Source organism: Pseudomonas sp. GL-RE-29, assembly GCF_019947275.1.
Lineage (GTDB): Bacteria > Pseudomonadota > Gammaproteobacteria > Pseudomonadales > Pseudomonadaceae > Aquipseudomonas > Aquipseudomonas fluorescens_A.
Genome location: NZ_JAGYGD010000001.1, coordinates 315,155 through 341,463 on the forward strand (window position 1 = coordinate 315,155; position 26,309 = coordinate 341,463).

16 protein-coding genes are annotated in these 26,309 nt (G+C 60.3%); 7 read left to right on the forward strand and 9 right to left on the reverse strand.

The features are described 5' to 3' along the window. Positions 1 to 187: 187 nt before the first annotated feature. The 4 genes from ligA to KGB21_RS01515 form a co-directional block, all read right to left on the reverse strand. Positions 188 to 2,545 (reverse strand): NAD-dependent DNA ligase LigA, encoded by a 2,358-nt coding sequence (ligA, locus tag KGB21_RS01500; protein WP_223503231.1) that lies wholly within the window; start codon positions 2,543 to 2,545, stop codon positions 188 to 190. Between the two features lie 220 nt (positions 2,546 to 2,765). Then, positions 2,766 to 3,620, reverse strand: a complete 855-nt coding sequence (gene zipA / locus KGB21_RS01505) for a cell division protein ZipA (protein ID WP_034147943.1) — start codon at positions 3,618 to 3,620, stop codon at positions 2,766 to 2,768. Between the two features lie 258 nt (positions 3,621 to 3,878). After that, positions 3,879 to 7,367, reverse strand: coding sequence for a chromosome segregation protein SMC (smc, locus tag KGB21_RS01510; protein WP_223503233.1), 3,489 nt, complete (start codon positions 7,365 to 7,367; stop codon positions 3,879 to 3,881). A 2-nt stretch (positions 7,368 to 7,369) separates the two neighbouring features. Then, positions 7,370 to 8,029 carry a GntR family transcriptional regulator gene (locus tag KGB21_RS01515; RefSeq protein ID WP_034147945.1) on the reverse strand — a complete coding sequence of 220 codons (660 nt, stop codon included), beginning with the start codon at positions 8,027 to 8,029 and terminating at the stop codon, positions 7,370 to 7,372. A 266-nt stretch (positions 8,030 to 8,295) separates the two neighbouring features. Between KGB21_RS01515 and xdhA the strand changes: the two genes are divergently transcribed. From xdhA to guaD, 4 genes are all read left to right on the forward strand, one after another. Continuing rightward, positions 8,296 to 9,750 carry a xanthine dehydrogenase small subunit gene (gene xdhA / locus KGB21_RS01520; RefSeq protein WP_034147946.1) on the forward strand — a complete coding sequence of 485 codons (1,455 nt, stop codon included), beginning with the start codon at positions 8,296 to 8,298 and terminating at the stop codon, positions 9,748 to 9,750. Beyond that, on the forward strand, positions 9,743 to 12,142 hold the full coding sequence (xdhB, locus tag KGB21_RS01525; protein ID WP_223503235.1) for a xanthine dehydrogenase molybdopterin binding subunit: 2,400 nt from the start codon (positions 9,743 to 9,745) through the stop codon (positions 12,140 to 12,142). The genes xdhA and xdhB overlap by 8 nt, the downstream gene beginning before the upstream one ends. Positions 12,143 to 12,284: 142 nt before the next feature. Continuing rightward, positions 12,285 to 13,130 (forward strand): xanthine dehydrogenase accessory protein XdhC, encoded by an 846-nt coding sequence (xdhC, locus tag KGB21_RS01530; protein WP_223503237.1) that lies wholly within the window; start codon positions 12,285 to 12,287, stop codon positions 13,128 to 13,130. Positions 13,131 to 13,138: 8 nt separating this feature from the next. Further along, on the forward strand, positions 13,139 to 14,443 hold the full coding sequence (gene guaD / locus KGB21_RS01535; RefSeq protein WP_034148018.1) for a guanine deaminase: 1,305 nt from the start codon (positions 13,139 to 13,141) through the stop codon (positions 14,441 to 14,443). 108 nt (positions 14,444 to 14,551) lie between these two features. Here the strand turns inward: guaD and KGB21_RS01540 are convergent, their stop codons facing one another. Further along, positions 14,552 to 15,316, reverse strand: coding sequence for a GntR family transcriptional regulator (locus KGB21_RS01540; protein ID WP_034147949.1), 765 nt, complete (start codon positions 15,314 to 15,316; stop codon positions 14,552 to 14,554). Between the two features lie 344 nt (positions 15,317 to 15,660). Between KGB21_RS01540 and KGB21_RS01545 the strand changes: the two genes are divergently transcribed. Further along, complete coding sequence (locus tag KGB21_RS01545) at positions 15,661 to 16,851, forward strand: benzoate/H(+) symporter BenE family transporter (protein WP_034147950.1); 1,191 nt, start codon at positions 15,661 to 15,663, stop codon at positions 16,849 to 16,851. A 137-nt stretch (positions 16,852 to 16,988) separates the two neighbouring features. Here the strand turns inward: KGB21_RS01545 and KGB21_RS01550 are convergent, their stop codons facing one another. Then, positions 16,989 to 17,333: a YggL family protein gene (locus KGB21_RS01550; RefSeq protein ID WP_007896965.1), complete on the reverse strand. Its 345-nt coding sequence runs from the start codon at positions 17,331 to 17,333 to the stop codon at positions 16,989 to 16,991. Positions 17,334 to 17,566: 233 nt separating this feature from the next. On the opposite strand from KGB21_RS01550, the gene dacB reads away from it, so the two are divergent. Next, positions 17,567 to 19,027, forward strand: a complete 1,461-nt coding sequence (dacB, locus tag KGB21_RS01555; protein ID WP_034147951.1) for a D-alanyl-D-alanine carboxypeptidase/D-alanyl-D-alanine-endopeptidase — start codon at positions 17,567 to 17,569, stop codon at positions 19,025 to 19,027. Positions 19,028 to 19,207: 180 nt separating this feature from the next. On the opposite strand, the gene KGB21_RS01560 is transcribed toward dacB, so the two are convergent. Together KGB21_RS01560 and rlmKL are read right to left on the reverse strand one after the other, a co-directional pair. Beyond that, positions 19,208 to 21,607, reverse strand: coding sequence for a diguanylate cyclase (locus KGB21_RS01560; protein WP_223503239.1), 2,400 nt, complete (start codon positions 21,605 to 21,607; stop codon positions 19,208 to 19,210). A 142-nt stretch (positions 21,608 to 21,749) separates the two neighbouring features. After that, the gene (gene rlmKL, locus KGB21_RS01565) at positions 21,750 to 24,020 is read right to left on the reverse strand and encodes a bifunctional 23S rRNA (guanine(2069)-N(7))-methyltransferase RlmK/23S rRNA (guanine(2445)-N(2))-methyltransferase RlmL (protein ID WP_223503241.1); all 2,271 of its coding nucleotides are present in this window, start codon (positions 24,018 to 24,020) and stop codon (positions 21,750 to 21,752) included. Between the two features lie 531 nt (positions 24,021 to 24,551). Here rlmKL and rmf point away from each other — a divergent pair. Further along, on the forward strand, positions 24,552 to 24,767 hold the full coding sequence (gene rmf / locus KGB21_RS01570; RefSeq protein ID WP_003223300.1) for a ribosome modulation factor: 216 nt from the start codon (positions 24,552 to 24,554) through the stop codon (positions 24,765 to 24,767). Positions 24,768 to 25,061: 294 nt separating this feature from the next. Here the strand turns inward: rmf and KGB21_RS01575 are convergent, their stop codons facing one another. Continuing rightward, positions 25,062 to 26,081: a quinone-dependent dihydroorotate dehydrogenase gene (locus tag KGB21_RS01575; protein ID WP_223503243.1), complete on the reverse strand. Its 1,020-nt coding sequence runs from the start codon at positions 26,079 to 26,081 to the stop codon at positions 25,062 to 25,064. Positions 26,082 to 26,309 lie beyond the last annotated feature (228 nt).

Genomic DNA, 26,309 nt, shown 5'->3' on the forward strand with positions numbered 1-26,309 from the left:
CCGTGATCGTTCCGTTTTGTAGATGACACTCGTGACGCAGAACCCTTTGTGGCGAGGGAGCTTGCTCCCGCTCGGCGGCGCAGCGGTCGCAAAACCAGAACATGCGGCGTGCCTGGTAAATGCGGTGATTGGATGGGGCTGCTTCGCAGCCCAGCGGGAGCAAGCTCCTTCGCCACAGGGAATTGCGTCAGGCTTCGATGCCGTGCTCTTTCAGGAACAGCACAAACGCCTCTTCATCCAGCACCTTCAGCCCCAGCTCATTGGCCTTGGTCAACTTCGAACCCGCACCCGGGCCTGCCACCACGCAATGGGTCTTGGCCGAAACCGAGCCCGCTACCTTGGCGCCAAGACTCTCGAGTTTGTCCTTGGCCACATCGCGACTCATCAACTCCAGCGAACCGGTCAGCACCCAAGTCTGACCAGCCAACGGCAAGCCTTCGACGACTTTCTTCTCGCTCTGCCAGTGCATCCCGAAATCAGCCAGTTGCTTTTCCGCCGCTTCAGCAAGCAGCCGGTTTTCCTCGACCGCGAAAAACTCGCGAACCGCATTGGCCTGTTTCTCCGGCAGCGCCTGGCGCATGTCCAGCCAATCGGCGCCAATCACGCCTTGCAACGTACCGAACCTGTCCGCGAGTTTCTGCGCCCCGCCCGGCCCGACCGAAGGAATGTGCAGCTTGTCGAGGAAACCGCCCAGCGTGGTACTGGCGGCGAACTCGGCACCCAACTCACCCTGATCCTGAATCTGCAAGCCGTGCTTGAGCAGATCGGCGATCACCTGTTGGTTATGCGCATCTTCAAAGAAGCTGTGAATCTCGTGCGCCACTTCCAGCCCGACATCCGGCAAGTACGTCAGCACTTGCGGCAAAGCCTGCTGCACCCGCTCCAGCGAACCCAGGGAGCGTGCGAGGACCTTGGCCGTCTCTTCGCCGACGTCCGGAATCCCGAGGGCGTAAATGAAGCGCGCCAACCCCGGCTTCTTGCTGTCTTCGATGGCGCTGAGCAATTTCTTGCTCGACAGCTCGGCAAAGCCTTCGAGATCGACGATGTCCTCGAACTTCAAGGCATACAGATCGGCAGGCGAATTGACCAACCCTTCATCCACCAGTTGCTCGACACTTTTGTCGCCGAGTCCTTCGATGTCCATGGCCCGGCGGGAAACGAAGTGAATAATCGCTTGCTTGAGCTGCGCACCGCAGGCCAGTCGACCGACACAGCGATACACCGCACCTTCGCTGACTGTCTCGCGACCTTTGCTGCGCTTGACCAGTTGCGTGCGCTCGACGTGAGAGCCACAGACCGGGCACTGCTCCGGGATCTGCACCGGACGTGCATTGTCCGGGCGACGTTCAAGCACCACTTGCACCACTTGCGGAATCACGTCGCCGGCGCGGCGGATGATCACCGTGTCGCCAATCATCAGCCCCAGACGTGCCACTTCGTCCATGTTGTGCAACGTCGCGTTGGCCACGGTGACACCCGCCACCTTGACCGGTTTCAGACGCGCCACTGGCGTGACAGCACCGGTGCGGCCGACCTGGAACTCCACGTCGAGCAACTCGGTAAGTTCTTCCATGGCCGGGAATTTATGGGCGATGGCCCAGCGCGGTTCGCGGGCGCGGAAACCCAGTTCACGCTGGGAGGCAATGCTGTTGACCTTGAACACCACGCCGTCGATTTCATAGGCCAGCCCGTTACGGCGTTCACCGATGTCGCGGTAGTAATCCAGGCACTCGTCGATGCCGTGAGCCAGTTTCAATTCGTGGCTGATTGGCATGCCCCAGGCCTGGAGCTGCTTGAGGTTGCCGATATGGGTATCAGCGATATCCGCAGAAATCTGGCCGATGCCGTAGCAGCAGAACTCCAGCGGCCGATTGGCGGTGATCTTCGAATCCAGCTGCCGCAAGCTGCCCGCCGCCGCGTTGCGCGGGTTGGCGAACGTCTTGCCGCCGACTTCCAGTTGCGAGGCGTTGAGCCGCTCGAAACCGGCCTTGGACATGAACACTTCGCCGCGTACTTCCAGGGTTGCCGGCCAGCCCGTGCCGTGCAGCTTGAGTGGAATGTTGCGCACGGTGCGCACGTTGACGCTGATGTCCTCGCCGGTGGTGCCGTCGCCGCGCGTGGCGCCGCGCACCAGTACACCGTCCTGATACAGCAGGCTCACGGCCAGGCCGTCGAGTTTGGGTTCGCAGCTGTATTCCACGGCCGCGCCGCCACCGAACAGATCGCCGGCGGGCAGATCCAGCCCTTCGGTTACGCGACGGTCGAATTCACGCATGTCGGTTTCTTCAAAGGCGTTACCGAGGCTGAGCATCGGCACTTCGTGGCGCACCTGCGTGAACGCCGACAGCGCCGCGCTGCCCACTCGCTGGGTTGGCGAGTCGCTGGTGATCAGCTCGGGATTGGCGGCTTCGAGCGCCTTGAGCTCGTTGAACAACCGATCGTATTCAGCGTCGGGAATACTCGGCTCGTCCATCACGTGATAGCGATAGTTGTGCTGATCGATCTCGGCACGCAGCTCTAGAATGCGGTTTTTGGCGGCAGTCATGGGTGTTCTCTCATAAAGCAAAAGAGCAGCCGAGGCTGCTCAATTTTTTAAATCACAGTAGCTCAAGGCTATGGACATTGTGGCGAGGGAGCTTGCTCCCGCTCGGCGGCGTAGCCGTCGTAAATCCTGCAACCTCGTCGTACCTGGCACAACGAGGCGGATGGCCTTGGGGCCGCTTCGCGACCCAGCGGGAGCAAGCTCCCTCGCCACAAAAGCGACTTTAGCGCTTCTGGGTCAACGCGCGGCGTTCGAACTCGACGATGCGCTGGCGGTAATGCTCGATCGTTTGCGCGGTCAGCACGCTGCGCTGGTCGTCCTTCAGTTCGCCGTTCAGCTCCTGTGACAGCTTGCGCGCCGCAGCGACCATCACGTCGAACGCTTGCTTCGGATGACGCGGACCTGGCAGACCGAGGAAGAAACTCACCGCCGGGGTGCTGAAGTGGTCGATGTCGTCCAGGTCGAAAACGCCAGGTTTGACCGCGTTAGCCATCGAGAACAGCACTTCGCCGTTACCCGCCATGCTTTCGTGACGGTGGAAGATGTCCATTTCGCCAAAACGCAGACCGCTTTCCAGAATATTCTGCAACAGCGCCGGGCCTTTGAAGCCGGCGGCGTCACGACAGATCACGCTGATGACCAGCACTTCTTCCGCTTGGGGCTGCTCTTTGTCACTAACCGACGGCGAAGCCTTGGTGTCTTCCGGGAAATCCTCGTCACGGCTGCTGAAGCTCGGGCCGCCATCCAGGTCCAGGCTGAGGTTCATGTCGCCCTGCGAAGGTTCGCCATGACCGCGCTTGCCGCGCTTGGAACCCGACTCACGGGCTTCACGGGCAGGCATGCTCACAGACGGCAGATCATGCTCGTCCAGTTGCGGTTCCTTGTGGTTATCCAGCACGCGGGGCGGGCCCAACAGCTCGGCGCTGGTGTCCTCGTCCGGCAGGTTGGACAGATTTCTATCAAGACGGAACTTCAGTTTTCCCTTGCCGCCGCGCATACGGCGCCAGCCATCGAAAAGAATACCGGCAATGACAATAATGCCGATGACGATCAGCCACTCGCGCAGACCGATTTCCATGTAATCCCGTGCCTCTATAAAAAATGCTGAAAAATAAGGGGTTTACAACCTGTAAACCGCTTTAAAACGTGGCGCCAACTCTATGTTCTGACAGGCGTTTTGCCCACGTATACGAAAAATTGACATTAAACTAGCACGACCAAAGGCAACTTTACACCGTCTGTCACAAAGGCTTGAGCGATTATGTCGATTTGCCAGCAAGTCAGGGCAGGTTAAAAAGTCTTACAACTAAAAAATACCCGCCTTACAAGCGCCGACTCAGGCATCCACCATCGCCATCGCCTCCTCGACATCCACCGCCACCAGACGCGAACATCCCGGTTCGTGCATCGTCACCCCCATCAGTTGATCGGCCATTTCCATGGCGATCTTGTTGTGGGTGATATAGATGAACTGCACCGACTGCGACATCTCCTTGACCAGCCTCGCGTAGCGTCCAACGTTAGCGTCATCCAGTGGCGCGTCAACCTCATCGAGCATGCAGAACGGTGCCGGATTCAGCTTGAAGATCGCAAAAACCAGAGCCAACGCAGTCAGGGCTTTTTCGCCACCGGAGAGCAAATGGATGGTGCTGTTCTTCTTGCCGGGCGGCTGCGCCATGATTGTCACCCCTGTATCGAGTAGATCTTCGCCCGTCAGTTCCAAATACGCGCGTCCTCCACCGAAAACTTTTGGGAAAAGCGCCTGTAAACCGCCATTGATCTGATCAAAGGTATCTTTGAAACGGTTGCGGGTTTCCTTGTCGATCTTGCGAATCACGTTCTCCAGCGTGTCGAGTGCTTCCACCAGATCGTCGTTCTGCGCATCCAGATAACGTTTACGCTCGGATTGTTGCTGGTATTCGTCGATGGCCGCGAGGTTGATCGCACCGAGGCGCTGAATCCGCGCGGCAATGCGTTCAAGTTCTTCCTCAGCAGCCTTCTCGCTGGCCTCGGCGGTCAGCGTGGCGAGCACGCCGTGCAGGTCGTAACCGTCCTCGAGCAACTGATCCTGCAACGCCTTGCGCCGCACGGTCAGGGCTTGCCATTCCATGCGTTGCTGTTCGAGTTGGCTGCGGATCAACTGGGATTGCTGTTCGGCCTGGGTGCGACGTTTCTCGGCCTCGCGCAGTTCGCGGTCGGCGTCTTCGAGGGCGATCTGCGCGGTCTTGAGTTCTTCGTCGACGGTCATGCGCTTGTCGAGCAACTCTTCAAGTTTCAGGCGCAGCTCTTCCAGCGGTGCCTCGCCCTCCTCCAGATTAAGGCTCAACTGCTCGCGCTTTTCGGTCAGGCGTTCGGACTGCATTTCCAGACGTTCCAGCGCCTGTCGCGTCGAATCGTGCTGAGCCTTGAGCGAACCCAGTCGCACCGCCAATTGATGCGCGTGATCCTTGTGTTGCCGGGCCTCCTGCCGCACCCGGTCCAAGCGCTCGCGCAAGCTGTCACGCTGGGCCAGCAGCAGCTCGCGCTGCTCGGTGTCCAGCGCCATGCTGTCGAGGGCTTCCTGCAATTGCAGGCGCGCCTCGCCGATGTTTTCGTGCTCCAGCGCGCGTTGCTCGCCCAGTTCTTCAATCTCTTCATCAAGACGCGTGCGGCGCAAGGTCAACTGCTCGGCTTTGGCTTTGCCGGCCGAAAGTTGAGCTTTCAATTCACCTTGTTGGCGCGCTTCGTCTTGCAGCAAACGACGCAAATGTTCGCGGCCGTTTTCCTGCTGACGCTGTTGCGCCCGCAGGTTTTGCAATTCGGTTTCCAGGGTTTCGACGGTCGCTTCGCGCTCTTCACGCTCAAGGCCCAGTTTCTGGATTTCCTGACCACGGGCGAGCATGCCGCTTTCCGCTTCGCTGGCGCGACGCACGCGCAGGAAGTGCCGGCCGACCCAATAGCCGTCGCGACTGATCAGGCTCTGGCCGACAGTCAATTGACCGCGCAAAGCCAAGGCCTGTTCGAGGCTGTCGACCGGTTTGACTTGCCCCAGCCATGGGGACAGATCGATCTGCGCCTCGACTTTGTCCAGCAAGCTGCCGGGCACACGTACGCCATCGGTAGCCGGGCTGAGCAAGCGCAGATCGCCTTGGGTAAACCCGGACAAATCGAAATCGTTGAAATCATCCACCAGCACCGCTTGCAGGTCGGCGCCAAGCACGGTTTCCACCGCCAGCTCCCAACCGGCTTCAACCTTCAGGCCTTCAGCCAGACGCGGGCGATCCGCCAGATGCTGGTCGCGCAGCCATTCGGCGGTGCCAGTGCCCGGATCGAGCGCAGCTTGTTGCAGGGCTTCCAGCGAAGCCAGGCGACCATTGAGACGCTGCAAATCACCCTGAGCCTGCTGTTGCGCCGACAGCGCGTGTTGCAGTTGCTGGCGCAGTTGCTCGAGTTTTTCGACCTGAGCTTGTTCGCTGGTCTGCAAATCCTCGAGGGTTGCCTCGGATTCAGCGAGTTGCTCGCTGAGCTCCATGATCGCTGCGTCTTCCGGGTCCGCCGAAAGCAAGGCGCGCTCTTCGCCAAGACGTTTCTGCCGGTCAGCCAGACGCTCCAGGCTGGTTTCCAGTTGCTGGATCCGCGATTGCTGGACTTCAGCCTGACGCCGCGGTTCGGCGGCGGTCAGGTTGAACGTGTCCCACTGCTCCTGCCAGCCGTGCATGGTGGTTTCGGATTCTTCCAGCGCGGCGGCGGCTTCTTCGGCGGCGGCGCTGGTGACTTCCTGCTCTGGCGTGAGCATGTCCAGCTCTTCGCCGAGGGTCAGCAATAGCGTGCGGTCATGGCCCAGGTGCGATTCGGTTTCCAGGCGCGCACGCTCGGCTTCTTTCAGGTCGTCCTGCAACTGACGCAAACGCTGCTGGCCGTGCTGGATGCTCTGCTCGACCCGAGCGATGTCGCCGCCGACCGAATAGAAGCGCCCTTGCACCAGATTGAAGCGTTCGGAGAGGTCGTGGTGCCCGTCACGCAAGCGTTCGATGCTCGCATCGGCGTTACGCTGCTCGGCGACCAGCGCTTCGAAACTGATTTCCTGGGTGCCGATGATCGCTTCGCGCTGGCCGACCTGTTCGTTCAGATCCTGCCAGCGCAGTGCCGAAAGTTGCGCCTTGAGCTGACGTTCTTCGCCTTTGTATTCCTGATACTTCTTCGCGGCCTCGGCCTGGCGGTGCAAGCGTTCGAGCTGGCGTTCCAGCTCTTCACGCAGGTCAGTCAGGCGGGCGAGGTTTTCGTGGGTGCGGCGAATACGGTTTTCGGTCTCGCGCCGGCGCTCCTTGTACTTGGAAATCCCCGCCGCTTCTTCGATGAAATTGCGCAGATCCTCAGGCTTGGACTCGATCAGCTTGGAGATCATGCCCTGCTCGATGATCGAGTAGCTGCGCGGGCCGAGGCCGGTGCCGAGGAAGATATCGGTGATGTCGCGACGACGGCATTTGGTGCCGTTGAGGTAGTAAGTGGTCTGGCTGTCGCGGGTCACTTTGCGGCGAATGGAGATTTCCGCGTAGGCGGCATATTCGCCGAGCAGTGTTCCGTCGGAGTTATCGAACACCAGTTCGATGCTCGCCTGGCTCACCGGTTTGCGGCTGGTCGAGCCGTTGAAGATGACGTCGGTCATCGACTCGCCACGCAGGTTCTTGGCGGAGCTTTCGCCCATTACCCAACGCACGGCGTCGATGATGTTCGACTTGCCGCAACCATTGGGCCCGACCACCGCCGCCATGTTACTGGGGAAGTTCACCGTGGTCGGATCGACGAAGGACTTGAACCCCGCCAGCTTGATGCACTTAAGCCGCAAGATCAGGCGTCCGTCAGGGCGGAGATCACCAGATCGCAGCTGCGCTGGCCGTAAGCGGTCAGCACTTCGCGGATCTGTGCAAAGTCACGGGCAATCACGGCGGCGAGCAAGCGCTCGAACAGTTCCAGATACTCGCTCATCGAGGCCTTGCGCTGATCCAGGGCAAGGAAATACGCGCGGCTCATGGCCGGCTGCAGATTTTCGACGGTTTCCTGCAAGTACGGGTTGTTGGCGAACGGATACGTGGCGCGCATCACATTGAAGCTGTCGTCGACGAAGGTATGAATGTCCTGGCGCTCGAAACTGGCTGTCAGGCGCTGCTGAATCTGCACGAACGGCGCCAGGTCGGCCTGGACTTTCCAGCCATTGGCCACGGCATTGGCGAGCAGGATGTACATCTCGCTCATCAGCGTGCACAGGCTCTGCACCTTGTGCGCGGTGAGCTCGGTCACATGGGCGCCACGTCGCGGCAGGATCGCGATCAGGTGGCGACGTTCAAGAATGAGCAACGCCTCGCGGACCGAGCCGCGACTGACATTGAGGGCCAGCGTGACCTTCTGTTCCTGGATGCGCTCCCCGGGCTTCATTTCGCCGCGAATGATGCGTTCGGCGAGGTGGTGAGCGATTTGCTCGGCGAGGCTGTCCGGCGCCTTGAACGTCATGGTTGTCCTTCAAACTCTTCGATTTGCACAAGCGGCGCAGTGTAGCGCAATTGATACGTCATGGCGGAGTGCCCGCCGGGTGGTTTTTGGCACGATTCAAGCAAAAAGCAGGCTAGCCCACGAGGGTCAATACTGAAGAAACCAGTGGTTAATCGACAAAATGGGCTTTCCTGACCTTTAAGTCAGAAAATCATTGACCGAAAAGTCAGACCTGCTAAATTCGGTTCATATCGGTTAACAACAATAATGAGTCTGCGAGGCCTTCCGTGATCCAGTTTTTACTAAACCAGGAACTCCGTAGCGAGCACGCCCTGGACCCGAACCTGACCGTGCTCAACTATTTGCGCGACCATGTGGGCAAACCCGGTACCAAAGAAGGCTGCGCCAGCGGTGACTGCGGCGCGTGCACCGTGGTGGTCGGCGAATTGCAGACCGATGAGGATGGCCGCGAACACATTCGCTATCGCAGCCTCAACTCGTGCCTGACGTTCGTTTCGTCCTTGCACGGCAAACAGCTCATCAGCGTTGAAGACCTCAAGCACAAAGGTGAGCTGCACAGCGTGCAGAAAGCCATGGTCGAGTGCCACGGTTCGCAATGCGGCTTTTGCACCCCCGGTTTCGTGATGTCGCTGTTCGCGCTGCAAAAGAACAGTGACGAGCCCGATTCCCATAAAGCCCACGAAGCGCTCGCCGGCAACCTCTGCCGTTGCACTGGCTATCGGCCAATTCTGGAAGCGGCCCAACAATCTTGCTGCGGCAAGCAGCCCGATCAGTTCGACGCCCGAGAAGCCGAGACCATCGCCCGCCTGAAAGCCATCGCACCCACCGACATCGGCGAACTCAACAGCGGCGACAAACGCTGTCTGGTGCCGCTGACCGTGGCCGATCTGGCCGATCTCTACGACGCTTACCCACAAGCCCGCCTGCTCGCCGGTGGCACCGACCTGGCGCTGGAAGTCACGCAGTTCCACCGCACCCTGCCGGTGATGATCTACGTCGGCAACGTCGCCGAAATGAAACGTATCGAACGCTTCGACGACCGCCTGGAAATCGGTGCCGCCACCGCCCTCTCCGATTGCTACGAAGCGCTGAAGGCCGAGTACCCGGACTTCGGCGAATTGCTGCAGCGCTTCGCTTCCTTGCAAATCCGCAACCAGGGCACCCTGGGCGGCAACATCGGCAACGCTTCGCCGATCGGTGACTCGCCACCGCTGCTGATTGCCTTGGGCGCGCAGATCGTCCTGTGCAAGGGCGAAACCCGCCGGACGATGGCGCTGGAAGATTACTTCATCGATTACCGCGTCACCGCACGTCAGGAAAGCGAGTTCATCGAGAAGATCATCGTGCCCCGCGCCAGCGCCGAACAGCTGTTCCGCGCCTACAAGGTTTCCAAGCGTCTGGACGATGACATCTCTGCTGTCTGCGCCGCCTTCAACATCCGTCTGGAAAACGGTGTGATCGCCGACGCCCGCGTTGCCTTCGGCGGTATGGCGGCCATTCCGAAACGTGCCAACGCCTGCGAAACCGTATTGCGCAATGCGCCGTTCAACAGCGCCACGCTCGAACGCGCCTGCGCCGCACTGGCCGAAGATTTCACGCCGCTGTCGGACTTCCGCGCCAGCAAGGAATATCGCCTGCTCAGCGCGCAGAACCTGCTGCGCAAATACTTCATCGAACTGCAAACACCGCACATCGAGACCCGGGTGACCGCTTATGTCTAATCATCACGCCGCAGAGAAGACCCAGGCCGAACTGGCGGAACTGTTCGCCAAGGACCTGACCACCGGTGTCGGCCGCAGCGTCAAGCACGACAGCGCCGCCAAGCATGTGTCCGGTGAAGCGCAGTACATCGACGATCGCCTGGAATTTCCGAATCAGCTGCACGTCTATGCACGCCTGTCTGACCGCGCCCACGCGAAAATCATCAGCATCGACACCCAGCCCTGCTACGCCTTCGAAGGCGTACGCATCGCCATTACCCACGAAGACGTACCGGGCCTGAAAGACATCGGCCCGTTGCTGCCGGGCGATCCGTTGCTGGCGATCGACACCGTGGAATTCGTCGGCCAACCGGTGATCGCCGTCGCCGCGAAAGACCTGGAAACCGCGCGCAAAGCAGCGATGGCCGCGATCATCGAATACGAAGATCTGGAGCCAGTGCTGGACGTGGTCGAAGCCCTGCGCAAACGCCATTTCGTGCTCGATAGCCACACCCATCAGCGCGGCGATTCGGCGACTGCCCTGGCCACTGCTGAACATCGCATCCAGGGCACGCTGCACATCGGCGGTCAGGAACACTTCTATCTGGAAACCCAGATCTCGTCGGTGATGCCCACCGAAGACGGCGGCATGATCGTCTATTGCTCGACCCAGAACCCAACCGAAGTGCAGAAGCTGGTGGCGGAAGTGCTGGACGTGTCGATGAACAAGATCGTCGTCGACATGCGTCGCATGGGCGGTGGTTTCGGCGGCAAGGAAACTCAAGCCGCGAGCCCGGCATGTTTGTGCGCGGTGATCGCGCACCTGACCGGCCAGCCGACCAAGATGCGTCTGCCGCGCGTCGAAGACATGTTGATGACCGGCAAGCGTCACCCGTTCTATGTCGAGTATGACGTCGGCTTCGACAGCACCGGTCGCCTGCACGGGATTGCTTTGGAACTGGCCGGCAACTGCGGTTGCTCGCCGGACTTGTCGGCGTCGATTGTCGACCGCGCGATGTTCCACTCGGACAACTCGTACTACCTGGGCGACGCGACCATCAACGGTCACCGCTGCAAGACCAACACCGCGTCGAATACTGCTTACCGTGGTTTCGGCGGCCCGCAAGGTATGGTCGCCATCGAAGAAGTAATGGACGCCATCGCCCGCCATCTGGCCCTCGATCCGCTGGCGGTGCGCAAGGCCAACTATTACGGCAAGACCGAACGCAACGTCACCCATTACTACCAGACCGTCGAGCACAACATGCTCGAGGAAATGACCGCCGAACTGGAAGAAAGCAGCCAGTACGCCGAACGTCGCGAAGCGATCCGCCGCTACAACGCCAACAGCCCGATCCTGAAAAAAGGCCTGGCGCTGACCCCGGTGAAATTCGGTATTTCCTTCACCGCCAGCTTCCTCAACCAGGCCGGTGCGCTGGTGCATGTCTACACCGACGGCAGCATCCACCTGAACCACGGCGGCACCGAAATGGGCCAGGGCCTGAACACCAAAGTCGCGCAGGTCGTGGCCGAAGTGTTCCAGGTGGAAATGGACCGCGTACAGATCACCGCGACCAACACCGACAAGGTGCCGAACACCTCGCCAACCGCTGCTTCCAGTGGTGCCGACCTCAACGGCAAAGCCGCGCAGAACGCCGCTGAAATCATCAAGCAACGCCTGGTGGAATTCGCCGCGCGGCAATACAGGGTCAGCGAAGAAGACGTGGAATTCCACAACGGCCACGTGCGGGTTCGCGACCACATCCTGACCTTCGAAGCGCTGATCCAGCAGGCGTACTTCGCCCAGGTTTCGCTATCGAGCACCGGGTTCTACAAGACCCCGAAAATCTACTACGACCGCAGTCAGGCTCGCGGCCGTCCGTTCTACTACTTCGCTTTCGGCGCGGCGTGCTGTGAAGTGCTGGTCGACACCCTGACGGGCGAATACAAAATGCTGCGCACCGACATCCTCCATGACGTCGGCGCTTCGCTGAACCCGGCCATCGACATCGGTCAGGTCGAGGGCGGCTTCATCCAGGGCATGGGTTGGCTGACCATGGAAGAACTGGTGTGGAACAACAAAGGCAAGTTGATGACCAATGGCCCGGCCAGCTACAAGATCCCGGCCGTGGCGGACATGCCCCTGGACCTGCGGGTGAAGCTGGTGGAAAACCGCAAGAATCCGGAAGACACGGTGTTCCACTCCAAGGCTGTGGGCGAGCCGCCGTTCATGCTCGGCATCGCCGCGTGGTGCGCGATCAAGGACGCCGTGGCGAGTTTGGGCGACTACAAGCATCAACCGAAAATCGACGCACCGGCGACCCCGGAGCGGGTGTTGTGGGGTTGTGAGCAGATGCGCCAGTTGACGGTGGCGAAGGCTGTCGAGGCTGAAACCGAGTTGGCTCCGCTCTAAGGACCGAGGTGCGGCCATCGCTGGCAAGCCAGCTCCCACAGGATTTGTGTGAATCCAAATTCTGTGGGCACCACAAAGCACTGTGGGAGCTGGCTTGCCAGCGATGAGGCCCGAACTGACAACAGAGATGTTGAGGTGAAACATGTACAACTGGATCGACGCCCTCGCCGACCTGCAGAACCGGGGTGAACCCTGCGTGTTGGTGACCATCATCGAAGAGCTCGGCTCGACGCCGCGCAATGCCGGTTCGAAGATGGTCATCAGCGCCCGCCAGGCCTTCGACACCATCGGTGGCGGGCACCTGGAATACAAAGCCATGCAGATCGCCCGCGACATGCTCGCCAGCGGCAAGCAGGATACGCATCTGGAACGCTTCAGCCTCGGCGCCAGCCTGGGCCAGTGCTGCGGCGGCGCGACCGTTTTGCTGTTCGAACCGATGGGCCAGGTGCAAGCGCAAATCGCCGTGTTCGGCGCCGGTCACGTCGGCCGCGCACTGGTACCGCTGCTCGCCAGCCTGCCGTGCCGGGTGCGCTGGATCGACTCGCGGGATGACGAATTCCCTGAGCAGATCCCCCACGGCGTGCGCAAGATCGTCAGCGAAGAACCGGTCGATGAAATCGACGACCTGCCCGCCGGCAGCTACTGCATCGTCATGACCCACAACCACCAGCTCGACCTCGAACTCACTGCCGCGCTCCTCAAACGCAACGACTTCGCCTACTTCGGCCTGATCGGTTCGAAGACCAAACGGGTGAAGTTCGAACATCGCCTGCGTGATCGCGGTTTCGACAGCAGCGTGGTGCAGCGCATGCGCTGCCCGATGGGCATCGGCGAAGTCAAAGGCAAGTTGCCTGTGGAAATCGCCATCTCCATCGCCGGCGAGATCATCGCCACCTATAACGCGAATTTCGGCCAGCAGACTGTCAGCGCCGGATCATCGATTGCCAAACTGCTGCCTGCTTCACGCCGCAGCCAAGCCTCTAATTGAGAATGACCATGCCTTTGACTCGCAAAGCCTACCGCGCCGCCATTCTGCACAGCATCGCCGACCCCGCCGAAGTCGGGATCGAAGCCTCCTTCGAGTATTTCGAGGACGGCCTGCTGGTGATCGATAACGGCAAGATCAGCGCCCTCGGTCACGCCTCTGAATTGCTGCCAACCCTGCCGGCCGACATCGAAATCACCCATTACCAGGATGCGCTGATCACTCCTGGTTTCATCGACACCCACATCCACCTGCCGCAAACCGGCATGGTCGGTGCGTACGGCGAACAACTGCTGGATTGGCTCAACACCTACACCTTCCCGTGCGAAAGCCAATTCGCCGACAAGGCCCACGCCGATGAAGTCGCGGACATTTTCATCAAGGAACTGCTGCGCAACGGCACCACCACCGCGCTGGTATTCGGCAGCGTGCATCCGCAATCGGTGAACTCGTTCTTCGAAGCCGCTGAACAGCTCGACCTGCGGATGATCGCCGGCAAGGTGATGATGGACCGTAACGCCCCCGACTACCTGACCGACACCGCGGAATCGAGCTACGTCGAAAGCAAGGCGCTGATCGAGCGCTGGCACGGCAAGGGTCGCCTGCACTACGCCGTCACCCCGCGCTTCGCACCGACCAGCACCCCGGAACAGCTGACCCTCGCCGGCCAGTTGCTCAGCGAATTCCCTGACCTTTACATGCAGACCCACATCAGCGAAAACCTCAAGGAAATCGAGTGGGTCAAGGAGCTGTTCCCGGAGCGCAAAGGCTACCTGGACGTTTACGATCACTATCAGCTGCTGGGCGAGCGCTCGGTGTTTGCCCACGGCGTGCACCTGTGCGACGACGAGTGCGCACGCCTAGCGGAAACCGGCTCGGCGATCGCCTTCTGCCCGACGTCGAACTTCTTCCTCGGCAGCGGCCTGTTCAACCTGCCGATGGCCGAGAAGCACAAACTGAATGTCGGTATTGGCACCGACGTCGGTGGCGGCACCAGTTTCTCACTGCTGCAAACGTTGAACGAAGCGTACAAGGTCATGCAGCTGCAAGGTGCGCGCCTGAGCCCGTTCAAGTCGCTGTACCTGGCAACCCTCGGCGGCGCTCGTGCGCTGCGTCTGGAAGACAAGATCGGCAACCTGCAACCGGGCAGCGATGCGGACTTCCTGGTGCTGGACTACAACGCCACGCCGTTGCTGGGTTATCGCTTGAAGCAGGCGAATAACATTGCCGAGACGTTGTTTGTGTTGATGACGCTGGGGGATGACCGGACTGTGCAGCAGACCTATGCGGCGGGAAATCTGGTGCATCAGCGCTGAGTTTTTTCCGGGCATAAAAAATCCCCCATCGCTTTTCAGCCTGGGGGATTTTTATTGCCTGTCAGTCCGCCATCGCTGGCAAGCCAGCGATAAACACACCTCGGTCTGTCAGAGTTTCGCGGCCGACCGCCCTGGCTTCTTGGTCTGCAACAGATGCGAAAACACCGCATGCAAATCATCCGACGCACTTTCTTCGTCGAGGTTGAGTTTGCTGTCGATGTGATCCATGTGGTGCATCATCAGGTTCACCGCCAGTTCAGCGTCGCGCTTTTCAATGGCGTCGATCAACTGGGTATGCTCGTCGTACGAGCAATGGGAACGGTTGCCGCTTTCGTACTGGGCGATGATCAGCGAAGTCTGCGACACCAGGCTGCGCTGGAAGCTGATCAACGGCGCGTTTTTCGCCGCTTCGGCCAGTTTCAGGTGGAATTCACCCGACAGACGGATACCCGCACCGCGATCGCCACGGGAAAAGCTGTCGCGTTCGTCGTTGACCATCTGCCGCAATTCGGCGATTTGCTCGGCGGTGGCGTGCTGAACCGCCAATTCAGTGATTGCGCGTTCTACCAGACGCCGGGCCATGAACACCTGGCGCGCCTCTTCGACGCTCGGGCTGGCCACGACTGCACCACGGTTCGGACGCAGCAGAACCACGCTTTCATGGGCCAGGCGCGACAGCGCGCGGCGAATGATGGTGCGGCTGACCCCGAAAATTTCCCCCAGCGCTTCTTCGCTCAACTTGGTGCCGGGCGCCAGACGCTGTTCGAGGATCGCCTCGAAGATATGCGCGTAGACAATATCGTCCTGAGTACCGCTGCGGCCGGCTTTGCCTGCTCGCGGTTGTTTCTTGAGGGGCTGCAACTGTTCGTTCATGGGCACTCGAGTCGGGAGAACTGCGGCGAATTGACCGTGACTGTAATACGGCACAGTGGGTCGCTGGCAAGTATCGCGTAAAAAACATGGCGATTGTACACAATGCTTAGTGGCAACACGACTGTACGGCTGTTTGTCACTTCCGCTGTATCGCAACGATCCATTACGTTTGAGTTTAGGCTTGATCGCAGAATCCGCCGCGCTTGAAACCCTATAGGAGCCGGCTTGCTGGCGATTCAGCCTTGAGGCTTGCGCAGACTTAAGGGCGCTATCGCCAGCAAGCCGGCTCCTACAGAGGGTTGCGGCGTTGCGAACATCTTCACCCGTATAAGGAACGCCCCGTCATGAACGACGCCACGCACACCCAGTTGCGCCCATTGGCCGACACTTCGCCTTCGGCCATCGTCGCCGGCTTCATCGCGATGATGACCGGCTACACCAGTTCCCTGGTGCTGATGTTCCAGGCCGGGCAAGCAGCGGGGCTGACCAGCGGGCAGATTTCGTCGTGGATCTGGGCGATTTCCATCGGCATGGCGGTGTGTTCCATTGGCCTGTCGCTGCGCTATCGCACGCCGATCACCATTGCCTGGTCGACCCCCGGTGCCGCGCTGCTGATCACCAGCCTCGGTGGGGTGAGTTATGGCGAAGCCATTGGTGCATATATTACTTGCGCGGTGCTGGTGACCATTTGCGGGCTGACCGGCAGCTTCGAACGCCTGGTGAAAAAGATCCCGGCATCGTTGGCAGCCGCATTGCTGGCGGGGATTCTGTTCAAGATCGGCAGCGAGATCTTCGTTGCCGCCCAGCACCGCACCGCGCTGGTGCTGGGCATGTTCTTCACCTATCTGGTAGTCAAACGCCTCTCCCCCCGCTATGCGGTGCTAGGCGCGTTATTGATTGGCACGGCGCTGTCCGGATTCATGGGCCTGCTGGACTTCAGCGGTTTTCATCTGGAAGTGGCAACGCCCGTCTGGACCACCCCGCACTTCTCCCTGGCGGCGACCATCAGCATCGGCATTCCGCTGTTCGTGGTGGCGATGACCTCGCAAAACATGCCCGGTATCGCCGTGCTGCGCGCCGACGGTTACAACGTGCCGGCCTCGCCGCTGATCACCACCACCGGCATCGCCTCGCTGTTGCTGGCGCCGTTTGGCTCCCACGGGATCAACCTGGCGGCCATCAGCGCAGCCATCTGCACCGGGCCGCATGCCCACGAGGATCGCAACAAGCGCTACACGGCGGCTGTCTGGTGCGGGATTTTCTACGGGATCGCCGGGGTGTTCGGCGCGACGTTGGCGGCATTGTTTGCGGCGTTGCCTAAAGAGTTGGTGCTGTCGATTGCCGCGCTGGCGTTGTTCGGCTCGATCATCAATGGCTTGAGCATTGCCATGAGCGAAGCGAAAGAGCGGGAAGCGGCGCTGATCACCTTCATGGTCACGGCGTCGGGGCTGACGCTGTTTTCCATCGGTTCGGCGTTCTGGGGGATTGTGGCGGGGGTTTTGACGCTGGTGATTTTGAATTGGCGTAAGGTCTGAAAAGCATCGCCAGCAAGCCGGCTCCTACGAGGTTCACGCAGGCCCTGTAGGGGCTGCCGAAGGCTCGGGCCGCGTTCGGACGATCTTTTGATCTTCCAAAAAAAACGGCGACCTTAAGGTCGCCGTTTTTCATGACATCAAGCTACCGGATTGATCGGCTTTTCCGGGTACCAGACGTCGATCAGCGGGCTGACAGTCGCTTCGGTCAGTTCGCTGCGGCCTTTGAGCCAGGCTTCAACCGCTGCACGCTGCTCTTCGGACACCGAGCCACGCTTCTGCAGGCAAACCAGACCGAAGTCGTCGCCGCCAACATAGCCCAGACCGTTGGCTTCCATGGCTTCTTTGAGGAACGCGTCGAGGAAAGCATCAATGGCTTCATCAGCCAAATCTTCTTTGAAATCCAGGTTCAGCTCGAAACCCAGCTCTTGAAATTCATCGACGCACAGTTTTTTGCGCAGACGCTGGGAACGGTTAGTCGCCATTGGAACAATCCTCATAAGTAATAACGGGCGGCACTTTAGCAGTTTAAGCCGCCGATTGCCCGTCTCTGAACGGCGCCACGCCTACCGTCGGTAAAAAAATAGCGGATTAGTGGGCCAAGGCAAGGCACAAGCCGCGACACCTTGGGGCATAATGCCGACACTTTCATGACCACTGAGGGAATTTATCTTCATGCCCTCGTTTTTTTCCCCTCGGCTGTAGGGTTTTATTTCAGATGATCAAATCGTTGCGTCCATTGCTGCTGGCCGGCCTTCTTCTTCCCCTGGCCCTCCCCGTTTCCGCTGAACCGATCAACACCGCGTTATCGCCCAACGTTGAAAAAGCCCTCAAAGCCAGCAAGTTGCAGGACAACGCCCTGTCGCTGGTGATGATCCCGCTGAACGGCCCCGGCACCCCGACCATTTTCAACGCCGACGTGTCGGTCAACCCGGCGTCGACCATGAAACTGGTCACCACCTACGCGGCCCTGGAAATGCTCGGCCCGAACCACCAGTGGAAAACCGAGTTCTATACCGACGGCACCCTCAGCGGCGGCATCCTCAACGGTAACCTTTACCTCAAGGGCGGCGGCGATCCGAAGCTGAACATGGAAAAACTCTGGCTGTTGATGCGCGACCTGCGCGCCAATGGCGTGACCCAGGTCACCGGCGATCTGGTGCTGGACAAGAACTTCTTCGTGCAGCCGCAACTGCCCGAATTCAACGACGACGGCAACGACGAGAACAAACCGTTCCTGGTCAAACCCGATGCCCTGCTGGTCAACCTCAAGGCCCTGCGCTTTGTTGCGCGCAATGACTCGGGCAAAGTCCTGGTCTCGGTAGAGCCGCCGATCGCCAGCATTCGCATCGACAATCAGGTCAAGGCGCTCAATTCCAAGCAATGCACCGGCGGCGTGCGCTACAACCCGGTGCCGCAGGCCGATGGCAGCGTGACCGTCACGGTCGGCGGTCAGTTGGGTGAAGGTTGCAGCTCGCAGACTTACCTGTCGCTGCTCGACCACGCGACCTACACCGCTGGCGCCGTGCGCGCGATCTGGAAGGAACTGGGTGGCAGCATCCAGGGCAAGGACGTCCTGGCGCCAACGCCTAAAGACGCCAAGGTGCTGGCGCGGGCATTCTCGCCGGACCTTGCGGAAATCATCCGCGACATCAACAAATACAGTAACAACACCATGGCCCAGCAGTTGTTCCTGAGCCTGGGCCAGAAATACCGCACCGATGCCGACGGCGACGACGCCAAGGCCGCCCAGCGCGTAGTGCGTCAGTGGCTGGCGAAGAAAGGCATCACCGCACCGCACCTGGTGATGGAGAACGGCTCCGGCCTGTCCCGCGCCGAACGCGTCAGCGCCCGGGAGATGGCGTCGATGCTGCAAGCCGCGTGGCGCAGCCCTTACGCCGCCGAGTACATCAGTTCCATGCCGATTGCCGGCACCGACGGCACCATGCGCAAACGCCTGAAGACCACGGCCATGCGCGGTGAAGCCCACGTCAAGACCGGCACCCTGAACACCGTGCGCGCGATTGCCGGGTTCAGCCGCGATATCAATGGCAACACCTGGGCGGTGGTGGCGATCCTCAACGACAAGGCACCGTTTGGCGCGTCGTCGGTACTGGATCAGGTGCTGCTGGATCTGTATCGCCAGCCGAAACTGCCGCAGACCGCTTCGGTTCTTTAACGCCAGAAAATCAAAAGATCGCAGCCTCGTTGCACTCGACAGCTCCTACAGGCGTACACGATGCGTCCTCTGTAGGAGCCGGCTTGCTGGCGATGACGGTGTGTCAGGCACCATCAATGTTGAATGATGTGCCGCCATCGCCAGCAAGCCGGCTCCTACGGATTTCGTGTGTGGGCCGGATCAAATCGCTTCACCCTGAACCCGATCCCTGCCGCCCTGCTTCGCCGCGTAAACCCCCGAATCTGCCCGCAGCAGCAATGCATCCACGCCCTCGTCGACGCGCCAACTGGCAATCCCGAAACTCGCCGTCACCACCCCGACTTCATCAATCGGTGCGCTGCGCAGGCTTTGCCACAATTCCACGGCCAACCCATGGGCCTGTTCGCCGCCGATGTCCGGGCAAAGCACCATGAACTCTTCGCCGCCCAAACGGCAGAACACATCCGTGCGGCGCAACCGCTGGCCGATTCGTTCACAGACCGCCTGCAACACCCGGTCGCCGACCGCGTGGCCGTACTGGTCATTGATGCGCTTGAAATGGTCGATGTCGAGCATGATCACCGACAGCTCGCCACCACCGCGCTCGACCCGAGCCATCTCGACGGTCAGACGCTCCTGGAAATAACGGCGGTTGTGGATGCCCGTCAGGGCGTCGGTAATCGAAAGCGCCCGCAGTTCCTCTTCCACCCGCTTCATATCGGAAATGTCCGAGATGTAGCCATGCCAGAGCACACCGCCGCCGGGCAATTCCTCCGGGGTCGCTTCGCCGCGCACCCAACGCAAACCACGCTGGGGCAGTTGCACGCGGTATTCCTCGCGCCATGGGCTGATGGTGTCCGCCGAGGCGCGGATCGAAGCTCGGACGCGGGTGGTGTCCTGGGGATGAATCCGCGTGAAGATCGCTTCGGCATCGAGTAAAAGCACGTCCGGTTCGAGCTCGTAGATCTCACGGATACCGTCACTGGCGTAAATCACGCTGAAGCGACCGTCGAATTCCATCTTGAACTGATAGATGCCGCCGGGCACGTGGGCGCTGAGTTTCTTCAACAACAAGTCCCGCGCGGCCAACGCCTCGTGCACGCGCTTGCGTTCGGTGATGTCGATGCAAATTGCCAGATGCCCGACCCACAGGCCTTGCTCGTCAAGGACCGGGGTTGCAAGCATGTTGACCGTCAAATGGCTGCCATCACCCCGCACCAGCGTCCACTCCCGAGCCTCATGACCATTCTCCTCGCCGCCTTCGACCAGCATCGCGTGGCACGCTGGAATCGGTTTGCCGTAACGCGCACTCAATTCCGCCGAACGAGCCATGAGCTCCCGGGGCAGGTGCAGGTTTTCCAGGGTCATGTGGCCCACCACCTCGGTCGCCTTGTAACCGAGCATCTGCTCGGCGCCGGCATTGAAGGTGCTGATCACTCCGCGCAAGTCCGTGGCAATGATCGCCACCTGAGTCGCGGCATTCAGAACGCCGCGCAGCTGGCCGTGGGTGCCACGCAATTCTTGTTCGCGGGCGCGCAGTTCCTCGGTGCGCTGATCGACCATCCTCAGCGCCCGTTGCCGCTGACTGACCAGCACGTAGAGCAAGGCACTGAGCAACAGGCTGAGCAAACCACCGAGCACCACCATCGTGGTCACTGATGAATGATTGGCCTTCAGGAAAGCCTCGCTAGGCTGGATATCGACTTGGTAATCATGATCGGCCAGGCGTAGCAGCCGGGTTGCGGACAAGTCACTGAGGGCCGGTGTGTTCGGCGATTCAAACAGAACCTCGTGCTGGTCGCCTGTGGATAAGTCGAGGATGCGTACCGTGAGGTAGTCACGGCCCGCCTCCGGCAAACCATCCGCCAGCAACTGGCGCATGCTGATCACCGCCATGACATAGCCAAACGGTTTACGGCTCGGGTCCTCCGGGCTATCGCGCAGCATGACCGGCGCGACAAGCAGCACCCCCCGCGCATACGCCGGCTCGATGCTGACCAGGTGCATCGGTTGTGACACCGCCATGCCGCGCAGCTCATCGGCGCGTTCCAGGGTCGTTCGTCGCAGCGGCTGCGCCAGCAAGTCGTAACCGAGCGGTGCGCCAAGTTTGCTTTGGGTCTGGCTGTACAGCACCGCCACGTATTCATCCCGTTCAGCGGCCAATTGCAGTTGGCCGTCGGCATTGAGTTCACGCAGGGTGAAACCGTTCAGCCCCTCCTCACGCGCACGCTGCTCGAACGCCGCGCGATCGCCATGACTTACCCGTTCAGCAAAGGAATAGGCCTGGGTCCGGTGCAATAGAGGTTGGGTGTAGCCGTCGAATTCGTCGCGTGAAACCGAATCGGAATTGGCAAAGAACCGGCGCAGGCCATCAAGGCGCTGTTCCTGATCTTCGAAACGTTCTGCGATACGGCTGTAACGTTCACTGGCCAGCAGTTGGAAACGTTGCCGCAATTGATGGTGGAAAAGGTTCAGCGTCGACCAGGCCAGCAATCCGGTGAGAATTCCGCCGATGAGCAAAACCAACATCGCGACCAGCCAGGCCGAGACATCTTCGCTGATAAACCCCAGGATTTTTGGGCGCACGGCGTGCAACGACATAGACGCAACTCAAAACGCCAGGTGCGGGAAAGCCCTTTGGCCCTGAGTTGAGTTATAGCTATTAGCCACTAATTTGACCAGTCCCGGAAGAATCCAAGAGCCTTTTAAAATCAAGGCTCTGTGGATCCAATCTTTTCAGGTGTCAACGAGCCGTGATTTTCCAGGCGCGGTGGATCTTGGCGTTACGGGCAAAATCCGGATCGATGGTCTGGGCGGTAATCTCTTCGATCGCGTAACGCTCGGAGAGATTGGCCTCCAGCTCGAACTTGCGGAAGTTGTTGGAGAAGTACAACACCCCGCCCGGGGCCAGTCGCGCCATGGCCAGATCGATCAACTGCACCTGGTCACGCTGCACGTCGAAGATGCCTTCCATGCGCTTGGAGTTGGAGAAGGTCGGCGGGTCGATGAAGATCAGGTCGTACTCGTCACGACTGGCTTCCAGCCAAACCATCACATCGCTCTGCTCCAGACGGTTCTTGTCGGAGAAACCGTTCAACGACAGGTTGCGCCGCGCCCAGTCCAGATAGGTTTTCGACAAGTCGACACTGGTGGTGCTGCGCGCGCCGCCCTTGGCCGCATGAACACTGGCGGTGGCGGTGTAGCAATACAGATTGAGGAAGCGCTTGCCGGCAGCCTCTTTCTGAATGCGCATGCGCATTGGCCGGTGGTCGAGGAACAGGCCGGTGTCGAGGTAATCGGTGAGGTTGACCAGCAGCTTCACGCCGCCTTCATTGACCTCGACAAACTTGCCCTGCGCAGCCTGACGCTCGTATTGCTTGGTGCCGCTCTGACGTTCGCGGCGCTTGACCACCACGCGGCTCTTGTCGATGTTCAACGCCTGCGGAATGGCCGCCAACGCATCGAACATGCGCGCCGAGGCTTTTTCCGGGTCGATGGATTTCGGTGCGGCGTATTCCTGGACGTGGACCCAATCGTGATACAGGTCGATGGCCATGGAATATTCCGGCATGTCGGCATCGTAGACGCGGTAGCAATCGATGCCTTCACGCTTGACCCACTTGCCCAGCGCCTTGAGGTTTTTTTGCAGGCGATTGGCAAACATCTGCCCGCCTTCGCTCAGGCGCGGCTGCTCGACCACCGGCGCCGGTGCTGGCGTTGGTTTGATCGGGTTGCCGTTTTTGTTGTACTTGCGCTCTTGCGGCTCGTTCGGCGCCTGATCGTAGTCAGCCTGCTCGCGCTCGGCCTGACGCTGTTCAGGCGTGCGACGCTCGCCGGTGACGAATTGATCCGGCAGCACTTTGATCAGCAGCAGCTTGCACGGCAAGGCGCCGTTCCAGAACGAATACTGTTTGTGGCTGCGAATGCCCATGCGCTTGCCCAGGTCCGGCGCGCCGGTGAACACCGCCGCTTCCCAGTTCAGGCACGCCTGACGCAGACGTTCGCCGAGGTTCTGATAGAGGTAGAGCAAGCTCGCCTCGTCGCCCAGACGCTCGCCGTACGGTGGGTTGCAGATCACCAGGCCTTTCTGGTTCTGGTCCGGACGCGGCTCGAAGGTCGCGACCTCGCCCTGATAGATCTTGATCCACTCGCTCAGGCCGGCGCGTTCGACGTTGTTGCGGCCCGGTTGAATCAGGCGCGGGTCCGCTTCGTAACCGCGAATCCACAGCGGCGGCTTGGCCAGACCGGCAGCGGCCCGCTCGACAGCTTCTTCATGCAGTTTTTTCCACAACGCCGGCACGTGGCCGAGCCAGGCGGTGAAGCCCCACTGCTCACGGCGCAGGTTCGGCGCCATATCGGCGGCGATCATCGCTGCTTCCACGAGGAAGGTACCAACACCGCACATCGGGTCAGCCAGTGCGCCGCCTTCAGCAGCGATGCGCGGCCAGCCGGAACGGATCAGGATCGCGGCCGCGAGGTTTTCCTTCAGCGGCGCTGCGCCTTGCTGCAAGCGATAGCCGCGCTGATGCAGGCTGTGGCCGGACAGATCGAGGGAAAGAATCGCTTCGCCACGGTCCAGGCGCAGGTGAATACGCAGGTCCGGGTTGAGTTTGTCGATCGACGGACGGTCGCCCTGCGGGGTGCGCAGTTTGTCGACGATGGCGTCCTTGACCTTCAAGGCACCGAAGTGGGTGTTGTCGATACCCGAGCCGTGACCGCTGAACTCGACGGCCAGGGTGCCGTCGTTGAGCATGTGGTCTTGCCACTCGATATCGAGCACGCCGTGGTAGAGGTCTTCGGCGTCCTTCATCGGGAAGCGCTTGAGCACCAGCAGCACGCGGTTCGCCAGACGCGACCACAGGCACAGGCGATAAGCGGTTTCCATGGTAGCCATGCCGCGCACGGCAGAGGTGTGCTCACGTGCGTCCTCAAGGCCAAGCCCGACGGCTTCCTCGATGAGCAGGCCTTCAAGGCCTTTTGGGCAAGTGAGGAAGAGTTCGAAACGATCGGACATGGGAGTATCAGAGCCTTTAGCTGAGTGGACCGGCAACGCATTGCCGGCCCGGTTTTCAATCAGGCGCTTTTCTCGAAGAGCGCCCGCGTGGCACGAAGGTGTGCCGTTCCACCCCTGCTGCTCGGGTTAAATGAGCTTAGATGCAAGGACAGATAAAAAAGTTGATGCAACAAAATGTCATAAGTCGACCCTTCGTCGAATAATGCCCCAGTGCAACGCGAGACATTCTCAGCAAAGGATGAACCCCGTCATCCTGCGGGGCGCCGATCATACAGGGCTTTGACCAATAAATACGCGACGAACATCGTGTTACTTATGGCCTTAGCATCTTTATGGTTACGTTCTTATGACAAATCGATCATTCCCTCGATGTGACGCATTGGTTAGAACTCAACACAGGTTGGCGCCGCAACGACGCCAACACCCTTGGCTCGCCACGCCGGCAGCGAGCCCCCAACGGCAGAGTTTTTCTGCCTGACCTCGATTGAGGTCGACGCGATGAAAACAGTCAACAAGTGAGGGCTACACCCTATGAGAAGACTTAAGCGTGATCCGTTGGAAAGAGCATTTTTGCGCGGATATCAATATGGCGTTGGTGGTAAATCCCGTGAGCTTTGCCCATTTACTCTACCGTCGGTACGTCAAGCCTGGATTAACGGCTGGCGAGAAGGACGCGGCGACAACTGGGACGGTATGACCGGCACTGCGGGAATCCACAGACTCAACGAACTTCACGCCGTCGGCTAACACAGGGCACAACACTCCGACACACGACAATCTGATTACGTAACGAATTAACCACGCACGTCCCATCCGGACGGCGGGCTACGGCCCAAGGGCTCCTTTAAAGGGGCCCTTTTTATGCCCGTAAATTCACCGCAAATCCCATCGTGGCGAGGGAGCTTGCTCCCGCTGGGCTGCGAAGCGGCCCCAACACTGGACACGCGGTGAACCCGTTAAAACGCATTGGCCGGAATACGACTGCTGCGCAGCCGAGCGGGAGCAAGCTCCCTCGCCACAAAAGCCCAATCCCCATAGGGTTTATCTCAGGGCGGCGATGGCGTCGACGGATTCGCGGATAAGCGCTGGGCCTTTGTAGATGAAGCCGGAGTAGATCTGCACCAGGCTTGCACCCGCGGTGATTTTTTCGGCGGCGTGTTTGCCTTCGGTGATGCCACCCGCGGCAATGATCGGCAAACGACCGCCCAATTCTGCGGCCAGCACTTTCACGGTGTGAGTGCTCTTGTCGCGAACCGGTGCACCGGACAGACCGCCCGCCTCGTCGCCATGCTCCATGCCTTCGACGCCCACGCGGCTCAGGGTGGTGTTGGTGGCGATGACCGCGTCCATACCGGTTTCGATCAATGCCTGTGCGACCTGCGCGGTTTCTTCGTCGGTCATGTCCGGGGCGATCTTGATTGCCAGCGGCACATGTTTGCCGTGACGCAGCGCCAGCTCCGCCCGGCGCTCGGCCAGGTCGGCCAGCAACTGCTTGAGCGAGTCACCGAATTGCAGGCTGCGCAGGCCCGGCGTGTTCGGCGAGCTGACGTTGACCGTCACATAGCTGGCGTGGGCGTAGACCTTGTCCAGGCAGATCAGGTAATCATCGACCGCGCGCTCGACCGGGGTATCGAAGTTCTTGCCGATGTTGATGCCCAGAACGCCCTTGTATTTGGCCGCCGCCACACGGGCCAGCAAGTGATCGACGCCAAGGTTGTTGAAACCCATGCGATTGATGATCGCCTCGGCTTCCGGCAGACGGAACAGGCGTGGCTTCGGGTTGCCCGGCTGTGGACGCGGGGTGATGGTACCGATTTCGACGAAACCGAATCCCAGTTGCGCGAAGCCGTCGATGGCTGCGCCGTTCTTGTCCAGGCCGGCCGCCAGACCCACCGGGTTCGGGAAATCCAGGCCCATGACCGTCACCGGTTTCTTCGCCGGCGCCTTGCACAGCAAGCCGTTGAGGCCCAAACGGCCACCCGCGCCGATCAAGTCCAGGGACAGATCGTGGGAGGTTTCCGGGGAAAGTTTGAACAACAGCTGACGGGCCAGGGTGTACATGGGCGGGTTTGACTCTGGGCTAATAAAAAGTGGCGGTGATTATAGCCGGCCCGGGAGGTAACGGGCGAGAAACCCGGTTAATTCGAGACTTGTTGTTGCGGCGGTAGCTGCAGGCATCACCCGGGAGCGTTTTTTGGTAGTCCCGCCAGCGCAGAGCTCCCAATGATCGATGCGACTGCAATGACGCAGCCTCTTTCCCTTTCACTGGATGAAAAAAATGCCTCTATC